Raw genomic sequence first — 15,310 nt, 5'->3', positions numbered from 1 at the left:
TCCGGCCTGAGATGGGGAATGGTCCCGTTTCGCGGCCGGTTAGAGCAGATCGTGAAGATTGAGATTTTCTCCGACGTCGCCTGCCCGTGGTGCTACATCGGCCATGTCCGGCTCGCCAAGGCCGTGGAGCTCTTCGACGGGGACGTCGAGGTGGTCCACCGGCCGTTCCAGCTCGCCCCGGACGCGGTCTCGCGGAAGGAGCCGCTGCTGGGCGAACTGGCACGCAAGTTCGGCGGACCCGCCCAGGTCGCGCAGATCACGCAGAGGGTGGCGCAGGCGGCGGCGGAGGACGGGCTGGAGTTCGACTTCGAGCGGGCGGTCCAGGCCAACACCTTCGAGGCCCACCGGCTGATCTGGCTGGCGCGGCGCGCGGGACGCGGTGCGGAGGCGGTCGAGCGTCTCTTCCGCGCGTACTTCCAGGAGGGTCTCGACGTCGGCGATCCCGAGACGCTGGCGAAGCTCGCGGCCGAGCTCGGCGTCACCGACACCGGTGAGGGAGCCGAGGAGGTCCGCGCCGAGCTGGCCAGAGCCCGCGACCTGGGCATCAGCGGCGTTCCGCTGTTCCTGTTCGAGGGGCAGTTCGCCGTGTCGGGCGCGCAGCCGGTCGAGACGCTGGTCGCCGCCCTCCAGGAGGTCCGCGCCCGTACGGCGGTCGCCTCCGCCCAGAGCGACGGCGACGGCTGCGACGACGGCTACTGCGCGGTCTGACCTGGCTCCTGTCGTCCGGAGCGGCTCCGGTTTCCGGAGGGGCGGATCCCCTCCGGGGGCCGGCGCCATCGCCCTCGGCAGGCAGGGGCGGTTGAGCGAGCAGGCCATCACCGAGACGCGGCGCGTCTACGATCGGCCGCCGTGCGCAACGAGCGCACCTCCGAGCGGCGGCGCCGCCCGGTCAGGCGTGGGCGGGTTCCAGGGGACTGGACGACGCGGCCTCGTCGCCGAGGTCGCCGTTGCGGTGGTGACGGCGGCACAGCACCCGGTAGTGCACGCCCACCTCGCCGTCGGGCTCGGCGGAGCCCGCCGGGGCCGCCGAGCCGGTGTCGGCGATGACGACCTGCTCGCCCGTCCTGGCCATCACGCCGCCCACGATCCGGGCGTTCAACCGGCCGGGACGGCCGCACCAGCACAGGACCTCCACCTGCAGCCGGGCGACCTCGTCGGCCAGCTCGAACAGCCGCTGCGCGGCCGGGAACATCTGCGACCTGAAGTCGGACGCCAGTCCGAAGGCGTAGACGTCTATGCCGTGGTCGTCCACGAGGTCGGCGAGCTGCTCGATCTGCTCCACGTTGTAGAAGCACGCCTCGTCGCAGATCAGGTAGTCGATGCGGTCGTACGCGCAGACCAGCTCGACCAGGTTGAGGCCGTCCACGACCTCGACGGCCTCGTTGTCGATGCCGATCCGGCTGGTGATCCGGGGCCCGCCCGAGCGGTCGTGCTTGGTCAGCACGATGCCGCGCCTGCCCTGCCTGCGGTGGTTGTAGTTCATCTGCAGGGCCAGGGTGGACTTCCCGCAGTCCATGGGACCGTAGAAGAACTTGAGCACGGCGTCCCGGCCCCCCTGCGTGGGCGAAGAAGACAAGGCAGACAGATCAGTCACGGGGCGTCAGCTTACTGGTAACGCTCCCGACAGACGCCGGTCCCGCCCAGGCCACCGGCCTCGCCGTACGGGAACCGCGACCGGACGAGTGGGCAGGCCCGACGGCGCGATCAGTCGGAGAATCCGAACCGCCGGAGCCGGTCGATCATCTGGTCCATCGTCTCGGGTTCGAGCCAGGCCGCCCGGCTCCCGCCGGTGAGCGGCTCTCGCCCCCCGACGAGGGTGCGTTCGGCTCCCTGGCGCATGAGCCCCGGATCTTCCAGCACGAGGCCCTGCGGGTGGACGCCCATGACCTTGGCGCCGTCGGGCAGGGGGTGGCCGGGCGAGCGGACCCCCATCTCGTACGGCGGCCTCTCCTCGCCGAACACGAGCACCCGGACGCCCGCCGGGATCCTCTTCGCGAAGTCCGCGACCGATTCCTCGTGTGCCCGGTCGAACTCGATGAACATCATTCCGCCGCTGAGTGACGGAGTGGTCCGCACGCCTTTCAGCGGGTGCGTGATGCGCACCCTCATCAGGACGTAGGGGACGGGCGGGTCGCCCGGGAGGACGCCGAGGGTGGGTCCCCGCTGCCATCCGTCCACGACGCCTCCGGCGACGATCGCCGTCCTGCCCGCCAGGGCCTCGGGCGACGGGGCCGGGTCGTAGTCGCTGTACGTCCTGATGAGGGACGGGTCGAGCGAGCCGCCGGTCGGCTCGGTGGAGGGGACCGGCCGTCCCGGGGTGGTGGCGAGGTCCGGGATCGCCTGCCTACCTCCGGTCGACGGGCTCGTCGCGGGGGCCGCGACTCCCGGTTTCGCCGTGCCCGCCGCGCTCGTGCAGCCGGTGAGAGCGAGCGCCACCGCGAGCAGTGCCGTGACGCGCGGCCGGATTGTTCGCGGCCTCGTCCCGCACCTCGGCACCCGGGGCCGTCCGGCCGCCCCGGTCGCGTCGCCGTCCATGTCGCCCGTCCCCTCTGGCCCTCGTCCCGCCCGGCGAGTGCGGCAGGGGGAGCGGGCCTGCGTCGCCGTACAGGGCGTTCCTGCGCGGTGATCTTAGAGGGTGGGATCAACGCGGACGAGATATCCCGTGTGCGATGGGGCAGTGCGGTTGGCGTGATCGTCTACAACATGGGACATTCCTCTTCATCGGAATCATGGGAGGTGCGATGACCACGCCAGAGGAGCAGCCGGAGACGTCGACGCCGCTGGAGGCGATGATGCTCGCCGATGACACGGCCGCGGCCGAGGCGGACGCCGACCGCTGGCGGTACGGGTTCTACGTCGTCCTCACCGGTCTCGTGGTCACCCTGGTCGGCTTCAGCGTCGCCGTGGTGAGCACGGGTCAGGCCAGCACCCTCTTCGCCGGGCTCGCCGGAGTCGTGGGCACGCTCACCGGCGCGTACTTCGGCGTGCAGAGCGGCCAGTCGGGAAAGGCCAAGGTCGAGGCCGAGCTGCGCCGGGTCAACGAGCGCGCCATGCGGATGGCGTCGTACGTCGGTCCGCAGCACATCGAGGAGATCATGGGGCGCGCTCCCGGCGGCACGGCCGTGACGCGCTGGCCGCGCCCGCCCAAGGCGCGTTCCTGATCCTGTTCTGACGGCCGCCCGGTCGGCCCCGGGCGGCCGGCGGGTGACGAGGATTCGCCGATTATTCGGCGGATTATTCGGCAGAGTGCGCCGGTTCCCGCCGTCGGCGGTGGTCTGTAGACACTGGAACATGCCTAGCGTCCGCATCGGGGTCGACACCGGGGGCACGTTCACCGACGTGGTTCTGGTCGACGAGCACACCGGCACGATCGTCACGACCAAGACTCCCTCGACTCCCGCCAACCCCGCCGACGGTTTCATGGCAGGGGTTCACAAAGTGCTGGAGCTGCACGCCGATTCCCCGGAGGGTGGGCTGGACGGTGTCTCCGGCATCGTCCACGGCACCACCGTCGCGACCAACCAACTCCTCGAGGACCGCGCCGACGGCACCGCTCACCTCGGGTTCGTCACCACCGAGGGCTTCGAGTTCCTGCTGGAGATCGCGCGGCAGAGCGTGCCCGACGGGTACGGCAACTCCTACTTCTGGGTGAAACCGCCCAGGATCGTCCCGGTGCACCGGGTCAAGACGGTGGGCGGCCGGCTCGACCACCTCGGCCGGGAGGTCCGTCCGTTCGACGAGGACGAGGCGGTGGCGGCGGCGCGCTGGTTCCGCGACCACGGCGTCACCGCGATCGGCGTCTGCTTCCTCCACTCGTACGCCGACCCGGTCCACGAGCTGCGGATGAGGGACGTGCTGGCCCGCGAGCACCCCGAGGCGGTCGTGTCCCTGTCGAGCGAGGTCCTGCGCGAGTACCGGGAGTACGAGCGGTCGGTGACCACGCTGGTCGACGCCGCGGTCAAGCCGGTCATGCGCCGGTACATCCAGAACCTGTCCGACCGGCTCGGCCGGCCGTTCTCGGTCATGAAGAGCAACGGCGGCGTGCTGTCGGCCGCCGAGGTGGTCCACCAGCCCATCACCACCGTCCTATCCGGCCCCGCGGCGGGCGCGCTCGGCGCCGCACTGATCGCCGGTACGGCGAGCCGTCCCAGCGTGATCACCCTGGACGGCGGCGGCACCTCCACCGACGTCGCCGTGGTCGTCGAGGGCGAGCCGTCCCTGACCACGGAGGGGAGCATCGGCCGCTACCCCTGCAAGATCCCGATGATCGACATCGTCACCGTGGGCGCGGGCGGCGGGTCGATCGCGTGGATCTCCCCGGAGGGGACGCTGAAGGTCGGGCCGAAGTCGGCGGGGGCCGACCCGGGGCCGCTCTGCTACGGCCGGGGCGGCACCGAGGTGACCGTCACCGACGCCCATGTCTTCCTCGGCCGCGTGCCCCCGCACCTGCTCGGCGGCGAGATCCCCCTCGACGTGGCGGCGGCCAGGGCGGGCATCGAGGCCCTGGCCGGCAAGCTCGGGCTGACGCCGGAGCGCTGCGCCACCGGCATCCTGGAGATCAGCGCCTTCAACCAGTCCAACGCCATCAGGCAGATCACGGTCAAGCGCGGGCTGGACGTGCGCGACTTCCCGATGGTCGCCTTCGGCGGGTCCGGCCCGCTGCTGGCCTGCCGCCTGATCGACATCCTCGGGCTGCCCGCCGCGATCGTGCCGCCCAACCCGGGCAACGTCTCCGCGTTCGGGCTGCTCACCGTGGACGTCAAGAACGACTACGTCCGCACGCACGTCTCCCGCGCGCCCGCCCCGGAGGCGCTCGCCGGGATCTACGCCGAGCTGGAGGCCCAGGCGGCGGACGCGCTCGACCGTGAGGGGTTCGCCGAGCACGTGTACGCCCGCAGCGCCGACCTCCGCTACTACGGCCAGGCGTACGAGGTCCGGGTGCCCGCGCCCGGCGGCGCGTTCGACGACGCCTGGTGCGCGGCCGTGGTCGAGCGCTTCCACGCCGAGCACGAGAAGCTCTACGGGTACGGCTACCGCGACGATCCGCGGCACGCCGTCGAATGGGTCAACCTGCGCGTCTCCGGCATCGGCCCGATCACGCGGCCCGCGCTCGCCCGCGTGCCGGCCCAGGTGGGCGAGGCGAGCCCGGTGGGGACCCGCGAGGTGTTCTACGAGACGTGGGGGCGCACCGTGATCTACCGCCGCGCCGACCTCGGCGCGGGGGCCGTCGTCAGGGGCCCGGCCGTCGTCGAGGAGTACGGCTCGACCCTGCCCGTCCACCCCGGCTTCACCGCCACCGTGGACGACCACGGAAACCTGATCGTGGTGAGCGACCGATGAGCGAGCGGAGGAACGAGCCGATGACTTCCCCGAAGGCGCCCCTGAGGACGGCCCCGGCGGACCCGGTGCTCGTGGAGATCGTGGAGGGGACGCTCGCCTCGGTCGAGAAGGAGGTCGAGACCGCCATCGCGCGGACCGCCCGCTCGCCGATGATCCGCGACGCGCACGACTTCCGCGCCGGCATCCACGACGTACGGCTGCGCAAGCTGACCGGCCGGTCGTACTCGGCGCTGGTCCAGCCAGTCGTGCGGGACTTCCCGCTGGAGACGATGAAGCCCGGCGACGTCTTCTTCCACAACGACGTCTACCTGTCCGAGGGCGGGATCGGGCACCTCCCCGACCTGTGCGTGACCGTCCCGGTGTTCCACGAGGGCGAGGTGGTGGCCTTCGTGCAGGCGTTCGGCCACCACGACGACATCGGCGGGGCCGTCCCCGGCTCGATGCCGTCGCACGCGCGCAGCGCCTTCGAGGAGGGCCTGATGGTCCCGCCGATCAAGCTCTGGGACCAGGGCGTGCCCAACCGCGCCGCGCTGACGATCATGACGCGCAACTCGCGGATGCCGGACTCGCTCGCGGGCGACCTCGACGCCGAGTGCTCCGCCTGCCTCATGGGCGCCCGCAGACTCGGCGAGCTGTTCGACCGGTACGGCCGGGCCGCCGTCGAGGCGTGCTTCGACGCGATCATCACGAAGACGACCGAGACGTTCCGCCGCGAGCTGCTGACGAAGATCCCGGAGGGCGTCCACGTCTGGGAGGACTACGCCGAGCACGACGGCGTGGACGAGCCCCGGCTGCACACCCAGCGCATCACGCTCACCGTCGACCACTCCGCCGAGGTCCCGCTGACGATCGACTTCACCGGGACGTCGCCCCAGGCCAAGGGGCCGATCAACCATGCGGGCGACTACGCGGACGGCGTCTTCCTCAAGAAGTGGCTCGCGCCGATCCTGCGCAACCTCGCCGACACCCCGGAGCGGATGGCGGAGCTCGACGTGAACGAGGGCGTCGTCCCGCTGATCAGGATGGTGTTCCCGGAGAAGGGCACCCTGCTCACCCCGATCTTCCCCGCGCCCACCAACGCGCGGACGTTCGTGATCCTGCGCCTGCTCGGCGTGCTCGCGGGGGTGCTGGCCAAGGCGACCGGCGGCCGGATGCCCGCCGACCAGGAGACGATCAGGTACACCGGCGTCTACGGCGACTCCGACGACGGGCCGTACCTGATGCGGGAGGTCCTCGGCGGCGGCTCCGGCGGCCGCTGGTACGCCGACGGGGAGGACACGATCCACGTCGTGCCCGACTCGCGCAACATCCCCGTGGAGTTCGCCGAGGCGCGCTGGCCGTTCCGCGTGGAGCGGCTCGGGCTGGCCGTCGACAGCGGCGGGCCGGGGGAGTACCGGGGCGGCCTGGGCTACGACAAGCACATCCGGATGCTGCGCGACGCGTCCTTCATGTCGATCGCCGACCGGTCCATCCTGTCCTGCTGGGGCGTCAACGGAGGCCGCGCCGGCCGGCCGTTCGTCGTCACCGTGAACGGCGTGCCGATGGAGGGCCTGGTCGACGACTTCCCGGTGCGCGCGGGTGAGATCGTCCGGGTGCGCACCACGGGCGGCGGCGGGTGGGGCTCGCCGTACAACCGCGCCCCGGAGGCGGTCGCCGCCGACGTGCGCGACGGCAAGGTCTCCCCTGAGGCGGCGCGGGAGGACTATGGCGTCGTCCTGCACGGCCTCCGCGACGGCCTCCGCGACGACCTCCGCGACGACCTCCGCGACGACCTCCGCGTCGACTACGAGGAGACGGCCGAGCTGCGCGCGACCCTCCGGGCCGCGGCGCCGGAGGGGTCGCCCTTCTTCGACCGCGGCCCCGGGTACCCCACCCTGTCCGGTGGTCTCCCGTACGCCGAGGTCGACACCGTCTGATCCGGCGCCGAGGGGTGCCGGGCCCGTGGGAGGGACCGGCACCCTCGGTGGTCTACCGCCCCCGCCAGGGGTTCGTCAGTCCCCTGTAGGTCCTGCTGTTCACGTTGGGAGCCGTGTAGAGGGTGAGCATGACCACCCCATCGAAGCCGGGTGCCATGGCGAGCGTCTTCGTCCGCCAGACTCCGTTGCATTCCTTGGTCTCCGTGCTTTTGATGGGCTCGAACATGCTGGCTTCCGTCGCCAGCATCATCCGGGCGCAGTGTCCGTCGCCGGGTCCGGAGTCGCGGAGCTGCGCGGACACGGTGACCCATGTCCGCTTCTCGGTGCGGTCCCTGCGCCAGGTCACCGTGATGTTCCGTAGCTGTGCCCTGGCCTTCCCGGTCTCGGGAAACTGCAGGGAGGAGATTCTGGACGTCTTGACATCGATTCCCTGCTGAGCCGATGTCGTCGCCGACGCGGCCGACGGGGTGGCGAGCGCCGCGAGGGTCAGGCCGGTGGCGAGTACGGCGCGGAGGGGTCGAATCACTGTGCCCCCAATGGTGGTGAATGTGTTGGGGTGAAGATCCGATATATCCGTATACGGACGGTATATCGGCGGGTCAGGGGGAACAAGGTCATGGCGACGCCACGCGGCGATCTTGAGACCCTTCGGCCGGGTTTCCGCTCGGACTCGTCGAATTCGTTCGGCGCAGCAGTGTCGTACGGAAGTGGTGGGCATTCCGAAGGTGGTCGGCAAGACCTGACAGTTCACCCTGGGAGATGACCTGGCAGGCTTGCCGTGAGGAACCGTTCGCGACGCGGAGGACGATTTGCGGGGACCACTTGACGGCATCGTCGTTCTGGACCTGTCCCGGGCGCTGGCCGGGCCGCACGCCGGTCAGATGCTCGGCGACCTGGGCGCTCATGTGATCAAGGTGGAGCATCCCTCCTCCGGGGATGAGTCGCGCGGCTGGGGCCCGCCCTTCGTCGGCCCAGATCACGACATATCCACATACTTCCTGTCGGCCAACCGCAACAAGCAGTCCATCACCGTGGACATGAAAGCTTCCGACGGCAAGGAGCTCATCGAGCGGCTCGTCCGGCAGAGCGACGTGCTGATCGAGAACTTCCGCACCGGCGTCCTCGACCGGCTCGGCTTCTCCGTCGAACGGCTGCACGAGCTCAACCCCCGCCTGGTCGTCCTGTCCATCACCGGGTTCGGCCACGACGGCCCCGAGGGCGGCCGTCCCGGATACGACCAGATCGCCCAGGGGGAGGCCGGCCTGATGTCCCTCACCGGACCGTCCCCGGACGAGCCGTACCGCGTCGGAGCCTCGATCGCCGACCTGCTCGGCGGCATCCACGGCGCGTACGGCGTCGTCGCGGCGCTCTACGAACGCGAGCGGACGGGCCGCGGCAAGGTGGTGCGCACGTCGCTGCTCGCCTCGGTCGTCGGCGTCCACGCCTACCATGGCACCGCCTGGACGGTCGGCGGCCAGGTCCCGAAGGCCGCCGGGAACCACCACGCCTCCATCGCGCCCTACGGCGCCTTCCGCTGCGCCGACGGCATGATCCAGGTCGCCGTCGCGAACGACGGGCAGTGGCGCAAGTTCGCCGTGCTGCTCGACATCGACCCCGACACGCCGAAGTACGCCACCAACGCCCAGCGGTTCGCCCACCGCGACGAGCTGATCGCCGACCTCGAGAAGGCCCTCGCCGCGCACGACCGGGCGTACTGGCTCGCCTCCCTGGGAGAGCTCGGTGTCCCGGCCGGCGCGATCCGCACGATCGACGAGGTGTACGCCTGGGACCAGGTCAGGTCGCAGGGACTCCTCGTCGAGGTGGACCACCCCGTGCTCGGCCCGATCGAGCTGCCCGGGCCGCCGCTGCGCTTCGAGGACCCCGAGTCCGGCCGGGAACACGCCCGCCGTCACGTCGCGCCGCCCATGCTCGGCCAGGACAACGACGCGGTGCTCGGCTGGCTGCGCGCGCGGGAGAGCGAGCACGGCCCCTCCGGCGCGTCGTCGCCCGAAAGCACGCCCGCGACCTCGTCCGGCACGGAACCCGCGACCGAGAGCGAGCGATGACGAGGCCCGACGCCCGGACGCTGATCCGCCGGGTGCTCGATCCCGGCTCGTGGAAGTCCTGGGACCAGCCACCCGCCGACCCGGTCGAGCCCGGCTCCCCGTACGCCGAGGAACTCCGGGCGGCGCGCGAGCGGACCGGCTACGACGAGTCCGTGATCACGGGGGAGGGCGCCCTCGACGGCCGTCGTGTCGCCGTCGCGGTCTGCGAGTTCTCGTTCCTGGCCGGGTCGATCGGGGTGGCCGCGGCCGAGCGGCTGACCCGGGCGGTCGAGCGCGCCACCGCTGAGCGGCTGCCCCTCCTCGCCGCGCCCGCCAGCGGCGGCACCCGGATGCAGGAGGGCGCCCTCGCCTTCGCCCAGATGGCCAAGATCACCGCGGCCGTCGCCGCCCATCGCGCCGCCGGCCTGCCGTACGTCGTCTACCTGCGCCATCCGACCACCGGCGGCGTCCTCGCGTCGTGGGGGTCGCTCGGCCACGTGACGGCGGCCGAGCCGGGGGCGCTGATCGGGTTCCTCGGCCCGCGCGTCTTCGAGTCCCTGCACGGCTACCCGTTCCCGTCGGGGGTGCAGGTGTCGGAGAACCTGTACGCCCACGGGCTGGTGGACGCGGTCGTCTCCGCGGAGGACGCGAGGGAGATCGCCATCCGGGCGCTGTCCGTCCTCTGCGCGCCCAGGACGGGCCTGGCCCTCCCGCCCGAGCCGGAGGAGGGGGCCGAGGCGGCCGAGGCGTGGGAGGCGATCACGCGCTCCCGCCGCGACGACCGCCCCGGCGTGCGCAGCCTGCTCAAACTGGCAGCCTCCGACGTCACGCCGCTGAACGGCACCGGCGTCGGCGAGAACGACCCCGGCATGCTGCTGGCGCTCGCCCGGTTCGGCACGGTCCCCGCCGTCGTGCTCGGGCAGGACCGGCGGCGTCTGCGGGCCGGAGGACCACTCGGGCCCGCCGGCCTGCGGGTCGCCCGCCGCGGCATGCGCCTCGCGTCCGAGCTGGGCCTTCCGCTGGTCACGGTGATCGACACGGCGGGCGCGGCGCTGTCCAAGGCGGCCGAGGAAGGCGGCCTCGCCGCCGAGATCGCCCGCTGCCTGGCCGACCTCGTCATGCTGGACGCGCCGACGGTCTGCCTGCTGCTCGGCGAGGGCGCGGGCGGCGCGGCGCTGGCGCTCCTGCCCGCCGACCGGGTGATCTGCGCCCAGCACGGCTGGCTGTCGCCGCTGCCGCCAGAGGGCGCCTCGGCGATCCTCTACCGGACGGTGGACTTCGCCCCCGAGATCGCCGCCTCCCAGGGCGTACGCGCGGCCGACCTGAAGCGGGACGGCGTCGTCGACCGGATCGTGGCCGAACGGCCGGACGCGGCCTACGAGCCCGAGGCGTTCTGCCGCCGGGTGGCCGCGGCCCTCGAATACGAGATCGCGGGCCTGCTCGCCCGGCCCGCCGAGGACCGGTTGACCGCGCGGCTGGCCCGCTACCGGGCGCTGGGCACCTGACCGGGCCCGGCTATCGGTCGCCGGTCGTGGGGAGGGGGATCCGCTCCACCCGGACGGACTGGACCTCGTCGCGCGACACGACGACCTCGTAGGCGCCGTGGTCCACCAGCCAGTAGCCCAGCGCCTCGGCGCGCACGCCGCTGTGTCCCGCGTAGGCGATGTGCAGCCCGGGCACGTCCTCCGTGTCGTCCTCGTCCAGGACCACGCAGGGCTCGCCCCCGTACGCGCCGACCGTGCGGAGCAGGGTGAGCCACTCCAGCTCGGCGCGGGTGACCTGGCGCCGCCAGTACCCCGCGGCCTGCGTGAAGCCCTCCTCCGGCGACTCGCTGAACAGGACCACGTCGTCGCTGTCCGGTCCGATGGCGGCGGCGTACGCCTGGCCGCGGTGGCCGGCGACGAAGCCCAGCCCGACCGGCTCGATGTCACTCATGACCCGTCCCGCTCCATACTCGTGATTTGGAGGTCGCTCTCGTGCGTCGTCTCCGGCGTGGCCGTACGCGCGTGGGCGCAGTGCCCGCCACAGTGCCCGTCATAGGGCCCGTCATGGGGCCGGTCACGCGGCGGGTCGCCAGGACAGGCCGTCATACCGGGCGAAGAGCCGCTCCCCGCTCCTGGTCAGGTGGATGATCTCGGCCCCGGCGGGGATCGGCATCGGCATCGTGTGGAACTGGGGCACCGCGCTGTCCTGTGACGTGGTGTATCCGTTGCCGGCGAACGGCGGTGCATCGTTCCAGTCCCCGCCGGTGTGCGGGCCGTACGGGACGACGTAGCTGTCGGTGTCGCGCGCCGGCCAGCGCATGATGTACAGCTCGGGCACCCCCGGCACCAGGTCGGACCCCTCGAACTGCAGGTCCAGGGCGCCGACGAGAGCCGCCGGCGTGGTGAACCGGTCGCAGTCCCGCACGCGGTACACGTATCCCGAGATGATCGTCCGCTTTCCCGACAGATACGGCACGAGCAGCCGCGGCGGGATCACCTTCTGCATCGGCGTCCTGGGTCCCGGCTCGGTCATGACCGACAGTTTACGATCCGGGCGCCGCCTCGCCCGATGGGCGGGAGAAAATGTCCGGCCGCCGGTGCAGGAGCGAGGGGACCGTGGCCCGCACCTCGGCGCCGAAGGCCAGATCGATCTCCCCCGTCCGCACGGCGCGCCCGGGGCCGAGGTCGTGCCGTACGACGCCGAGGGGGTCGACCAGCATGCTGCGGCCCACCCCGAAGCCGTCCGAGGCGGAGGGGTTGGGGGCCTGGCCGACCGCGACCGTCCACGTGGTGTTCTCGATGGCGCGGGCCCGGACGAGAGTCGCCCAGTGCTCCTCCTTCATCGGGCCCGATCCCCACGCGGCGATGACCGCGAACGTGTCCGCGCCCGCGTCGACCAGCGCCCTGGCCAGCTCGGGGAACCGGACGTCGTAGCAGGTGATCAGCCCGACGCGGAGCCCGGCCAGCTCGACCACCGCGGGCGCGTCACCGGCGACGACCAGGTCGGACTCGCGGGCGCCGAACGAGTCGAAGAGGTGGATCTTCCGGTAGGCGGCCTTCAGCTCACCCTCCTCGGAGATCGCCACGGCCGTGTTGCGCACGCGGCCGTCTCCCGGCTCGAACGTCCCGGCGATGACGGCGGTGTGGAACTCGCGCGCCGCGTCGGCCAGCCCCGTCACGAAGGGACCGTCCAGCGGCTCCGCCGTCTCGGTCACCCCCCGGCCGAAACGGGCCAGCGTGGCCTCGGGGAACACCGCCAGGTCGGCGTCCCCGGCCTCCGCGAGCGCCTGACGCGCGGCTTCGAGGTTCGTCTTCGGGTCATGGGAGATCGGGATCTGGCACAGGGCTACGCGTGTCACGGCTCCCAGTCTGCCCGTGCGGATGGGGTTCCGACCATGCCGGGGGCGGTTGTCCACAGGCTGATCCGGAGGAGGTGGGGCACCCGGTACATTGCGAGCGTGAGAGAACCTCTGGTGGCACGGATGCGCGAGTTCGGCACGACCGTCTTCGCGACCATGACGAGACTGGCCGTCGAGACCGGTTCGATCAATCTGGGACAGGGCTTCCCGGACACCGACGGTCCCGAGGCGATGCTGGAGCGCGCCGTCGAGGCGATCCGCGGCGGCCTCAACCAGTACCCGCCGGGCCCGGGCGTCCCCGAGCTCAGGCGCGCGGTGTCCGATCACCAGAAGGAGTGCTACGGCCTCGGCTACGACCCGGACGGCGAGGTGCTGGTCACGGTGGGCGCCACCGAGGCCATCGCGGCGGCCGTCCTCGCGCTGTGCGAGGCGGGCGACGAGGTGATCGTCTTCGAGCCCTACTACGACTCCTACGCCGCCGCGATCGCGCTGGCGGGAGCCGCGCGCGTCCCCGTGCCGCTGCGCGTGGAGGGCGGGCGGTTCACGTTCGACCCCGACGAACTGGCCGCCGCAGTCGGGCCCCGCACCCGCGCGATCCTCGTCAACTCGCCGCACAACCCCACCGGCACCGTGTTCACCCGCGAGGAACTCGCCTCCATCGCGGCCCTGTGTGAGGCGCACGACCTGATCGCCATCACCGACGAGGTGTACGAGCACCTCACCTTCGACGAGGTCGAGCACATCCCGCTCGCGACCTTCCCCGGCATGCGCGACCGCACCGTGACCATCTCGTCCGCGGGCAAGTCCTTCTCGGTGACCGGGTGGAAGGTCGGCTGGGTCTGCGCGCCGTACGCGTTGGTCTCCGCGGTCCAGGCGGTCAAGCAGTTCACGACCTTCACCTCCAGCGCGCCCTGGCAGCTCGCCGTCGCGTACGGCCTGCGGCACGAGATGGAATGGGTGGCCGCCCAGCGGGCGTCCCTCTCGGCCAAGCGCGACCGGCTGGCGGATGGACTGGCCGCGGCCGGCTTCGACGTGCTCCGCCCCGCCGGGACGTACTTCATCCAGGCCGACATCCGGCCGCTCGGGTTCGACGACGGCCTCGCCTTCGCGCGGCAGCTCCCGGAGCGCGCCGGCGTGGTCGCCATTCCCACGCAGGTCTTCTACGACCACTCCGAGTACGGCGCACGGTACGTGCGGTTCGCCTTCTGCAAGCGTGACGAGGTCATCGACGAGGCCGTGGACCGTCTCAAGCGCCTCTAACCGTCGACAGCCTCCACCGCTCTACCGGTCTGCCTTCGTCTGCTCTACCCGTGGACGTTCATCCGCCGGGAGGGTTCGCCGTCTCAGGATTCGGGAGATTCGGAATTCCGGTGGCATCGGCCGTGACCGGCGTGTCAAACATCACCCCATGGAGTTCCACTTGAGTACGGCTAGGGTGACCGCCGACCGATCCATTGGAGAATGCGGCCGAGCGGACCTCCGCCGAAGGACGACGCCGCCTGCTCGGAAGCGCGCACCGCGGCGAAGCCGTACTCGGTCATCCGCCGCTCGTACTCGCCGACCGCGGCCGTCAGGGACCCGCCCGAGGCCACGGCCGCGGAGAGCGTCCGGCAGAGCAGAGCCGCGTCCAGCAGCGCGCAGTTCGCCCCGGAGCCCTGGGCGGGGCTCATCGCATGGATGGCGTCGCCGAGCACCGTGACGGCGGACGGCTCCCACGACGCGACGGGCACCGAGCTCCTGATCGGGACGTAGGAGGTCTGGTCCACGTCGGCGGCCTCGATCAGCCGCACCAGAGCCGGGTGCCAGCCCGCGACGCGCTCGGCCACGAACCCGTGCAGGTGTTCGGCGCCGCGGGACGACAGCTCGGCGTCGGAGCCGGGCAGCAGGGCGGCGGGCACGGCCAGGGACCACATCACGTAGTCGCCCCGCCAGCGTGGGTCCAGACCCGGCCACAGCCGGGCCGCCGCCCGCGCCGGGTCCTCTCGCGGGCGCATGAGCCCGAGCGCCAGGCCCAACCGGCCCGCCCGCACGGACATGAACCCCTCGGCGAGCCGGGGCGGCAGCAGCTCGGAGACGGCGTCGGTCAGCGGTGTCTTCCCGTAGACGCACCGGGTGCCGAGGTCCTTGATCCGCGCGTGCGGGAGCAGCTCGCGGCGCACCCGCGAGCCGACGCCGTCGGCGCCCACGAGCAGGTCGCACCCGGCACTCGTGCCGTCGGCGAACCAGGCGCGCACCCGCTCGCCCTCGGGCTCGTAGCGGGTGAACTCCGCGCCGAAGCGCACCACGTCCTCCAGGCCGGCCAGCAGGATCCGGCGCAGCGTCATGCGGTCGACCGAGGCGCTGAACGACGCCGGGTCCCCGTCCGCCGACACGCCGTCGAACTCGACGGCGTGCAGTTCCCTGAGCCGCTCGTCCACGATGGTGACCCGCCTGCTCCGCTGCCCGGAGGTGGCGGTGAACAGCTCGTACAGCCGGACGGACAGGCACTCGCGCAGCGCGCCCGCCCCCCGGGAGTCGAGGTGGATCCGGTACCCCTGCGGCCGGTGGTCCAGCGAGGGATCACGCTCGTAGACGGTGACGCCGATGCCGGCGGCACGCAGGCCGTGGGCCGCGCACAGGCCTCCGAGCCCTCCACCGACGATGATCACCTGTAACGGCGTACCGCC

14 protein-coding genes are annotated in these 15,310 nt (G+C 72.1%); 7 read left to right on the top strand and 7 right to left on the bottom strand.

Annotation, left to right across the window (positions count from 1 at the left end; all coding sequences use genetic code 11):
* The first annotated feature begins 18 nt into the window (after positions 1–18).
* Positions 19–708 carry a DsbA family oxidoreductase gene (locus tag AWQ68_RS11835; protein ID WP_084463888.1) on the top strand — a complete coding sequence of 230 codons (690 nt, stop codon included), beginning with the start codon at positions 19–21 and terminating at the stop codon, positions 706–708.
* 181 nt (positions 709–889) lie between these two features.
* On the opposite strand, the gene AWQ68_RS11830 is transcribed toward AWQ68_RS11835, so the two are convergent.
* The gene (locus tag AWQ68_RS11830) at positions 890–1,594 is read right to left on the bottom strand and encodes a thymidine kinase (RefSeq protein WP_245655872.1); all 705 of its coding nucleotides are present in this window, start codon (positions 1,592–1,594) and stop codon (positions 890–892) included.
* A 110-nt stretch (positions 1,595–1,704) separates the two neighbouring features.
* Positions 1,705–2,535 (bottom strand): hypothetical protein, encoded by an 831-nt coding sequence (locus AWQ68_RS11825; RefSeq protein WP_066939089.1) that lies wholly within the window; start codon positions 2,533–2,535, stop codon positions 1,705–1,707.
* 206 nt (positions 2,536–2,741) lie between these two features.
* Here AWQ68_RS11825 and AWQ68_RS11820 point away from each other — a divergent pair, with 206 nt between their 5' ends.
* From AWQ68_RS11820 to AWQ68_RS11810, 3 genes are all read left to right on the top strand, one after another.
* Positions 2,742–3,161, top strand: a complete 420-nt coding sequence (locus tag AWQ68_RS11820) for a hypothetical protein (RefSeq protein ID WP_066939084.1) — start codon at positions 2,742–2,744, stop codon at positions 3,159–3,161.
* A 130-nt stretch (positions 3,162–3,291) separates the two neighbouring features.
* Positions 3,292–5,340 carry a hydantoinase/oxoprolinase family protein gene (locus tag AWQ68_RS11815; protein ID WP_066939082.1) on the top strand — a complete coding sequence of 683 codons (2,049 nt, stop codon included), beginning with the start codon at positions 3,292–3,294 and terminating at the stop codon, positions 5,338–5,340.
* Positions 5,341–5,360: 20 nt separating this feature from the next.
* Complete coding sequence (locus AWQ68_RS11810) at positions 5,361–7,256, top strand: hydantoinase B/oxoprolinase family protein (protein ID WP_066939079.1); 1,896 nt, start codon at positions 5,361–5,363, stop codon at positions 7,254–7,256.
* Positions 7,257–7,308: 52 nt separating this feature from the next.
* Here AWQ68_RS11810 and AWQ68_RS42285 read toward each other — a convergent pair whose 3' ends face one another.
* Positions 7,309–7,782 (bottom strand): hypothetical protein, encoded by a 474-nt coding sequence (locus AWQ68_RS42285; RefSeq protein ID WP_157545171.1) that lies wholly within the window; start codon positions 7,780–7,782, stop codon positions 7,309–7,311.
* A gap of 283 nt (positions 7,783–8,065) precedes the next feature.
* Between AWQ68_RS42285 and AWQ68_RS11800 the strand changes: the two genes are divergently transcribed.
* Both AWQ68_RS11800 and AWQ68_RS11795 read left to right on the top strand, forming a co-directional pair.
* Positions 8,066–9,322 carry a CaiB/BaiF CoA transferase family protein gene (locus AWQ68_RS11800; RefSeq protein WP_066939072.1) on the top strand — a complete coding sequence of 419 codons (1,257 nt, stop codon included), beginning with the start codon at positions 8,066–8,068 and terminating at the stop codon, positions 9,320–9,322.
* Complete coding sequence (locus AWQ68_RS11795) at positions 9,319–10,806, top strand: carboxyl transferase domain-containing protein (protein ID WP_066939070.1); 1,488 nt, start codon at positions 9,319–9,321, stop codon at positions 10,804–10,806. The genes AWQ68_RS11800 and AWQ68_RS11795 overlap by 4 nt, the downstream gene beginning before the upstream one ends.
* 10 nt (positions 10,807–10,816) lie before the next feature.
* On the opposite strand, the gene AWQ68_RS11790 is transcribed toward AWQ68_RS11795, so the two are convergent.
* The 3 genes from AWQ68_RS11790 to AWQ68_RS11780 form a co-directional block, all read right to left on the bottom strand.
* On the bottom strand, positions 10,817–11,236 hold the full coding sequence (locus tag AWQ68_RS11790) for a hypothetical protein (protein WP_066939067.1): 420 nt from the start codon (positions 11,234–11,236) through the stop codon (positions 10,817–10,819).
* Between the two features lie 123 nt (positions 11,237–11,359).
* Positions 11,360–11,818, bottom strand: coding sequence for a hypothetical protein (locus AWQ68_RS11785; protein ID WP_245655871.1), 459 nt, complete (start codon positions 11,816–11,818; stop codon positions 11,360–11,362).
* Between the two features lie 10 nt (positions 11,819–11,828).
* On the bottom strand, positions 11,829–12,644 hold the full coding sequence (locus tag AWQ68_RS11780) for a carbon-nitrogen hydrolase family protein (RefSeq protein WP_066939062.1): 816 nt from the start codon (positions 12,642–12,644) through the stop codon (positions 11,829–11,831).
* Between the two features lie 99 nt (positions 12,645–12,743).
* Here AWQ68_RS11780 and AWQ68_RS11775 point away from each other — a divergent pair, with 99 nt between their 5' ends.
* A complete protein-coding gene (locus AWQ68_RS11775; RefSeq protein WP_218006842.1) occupies positions 12,744–13,904 on the top strand; it encodes a pyridoxal phosphate-dependent aminotransferase in 1,161 nt (386 codons plus the stop codon).
* A gap of 170 nt (positions 13,905–14,074) precedes the next feature.
* Here the strand turns inward: AWQ68_RS11775 and AWQ68_RS11770 are convergent, their stop codons facing one another.
* The gene (locus AWQ68_RS11770; protein ID WP_169808900.1) at positions 14,075–15,292 is read right to left on the bottom strand and encodes an FAD-dependent oxidoreductase; all 1,218 of its coding nucleotides are present in this window, start codon (positions 15,290–15,292) and stop codon (positions 14,075–14,077) included.
* Positions 15,293–15,310 lie beyond the last annotated feature (18 nt).

It is taken from the genome of Microtetraspora fusca (genome assembly GCF_001570365.1).
Classification (GTDB): domain Bacteria; phylum Actinomycetota; class Actinomycetes; order Streptosporangiales; family Streptosporangiaceae; genus Microtetraspora; species Microtetraspora fusca.
This window is presented reverse-complemented; position numbering and strand designations above follow the sequence as displayed.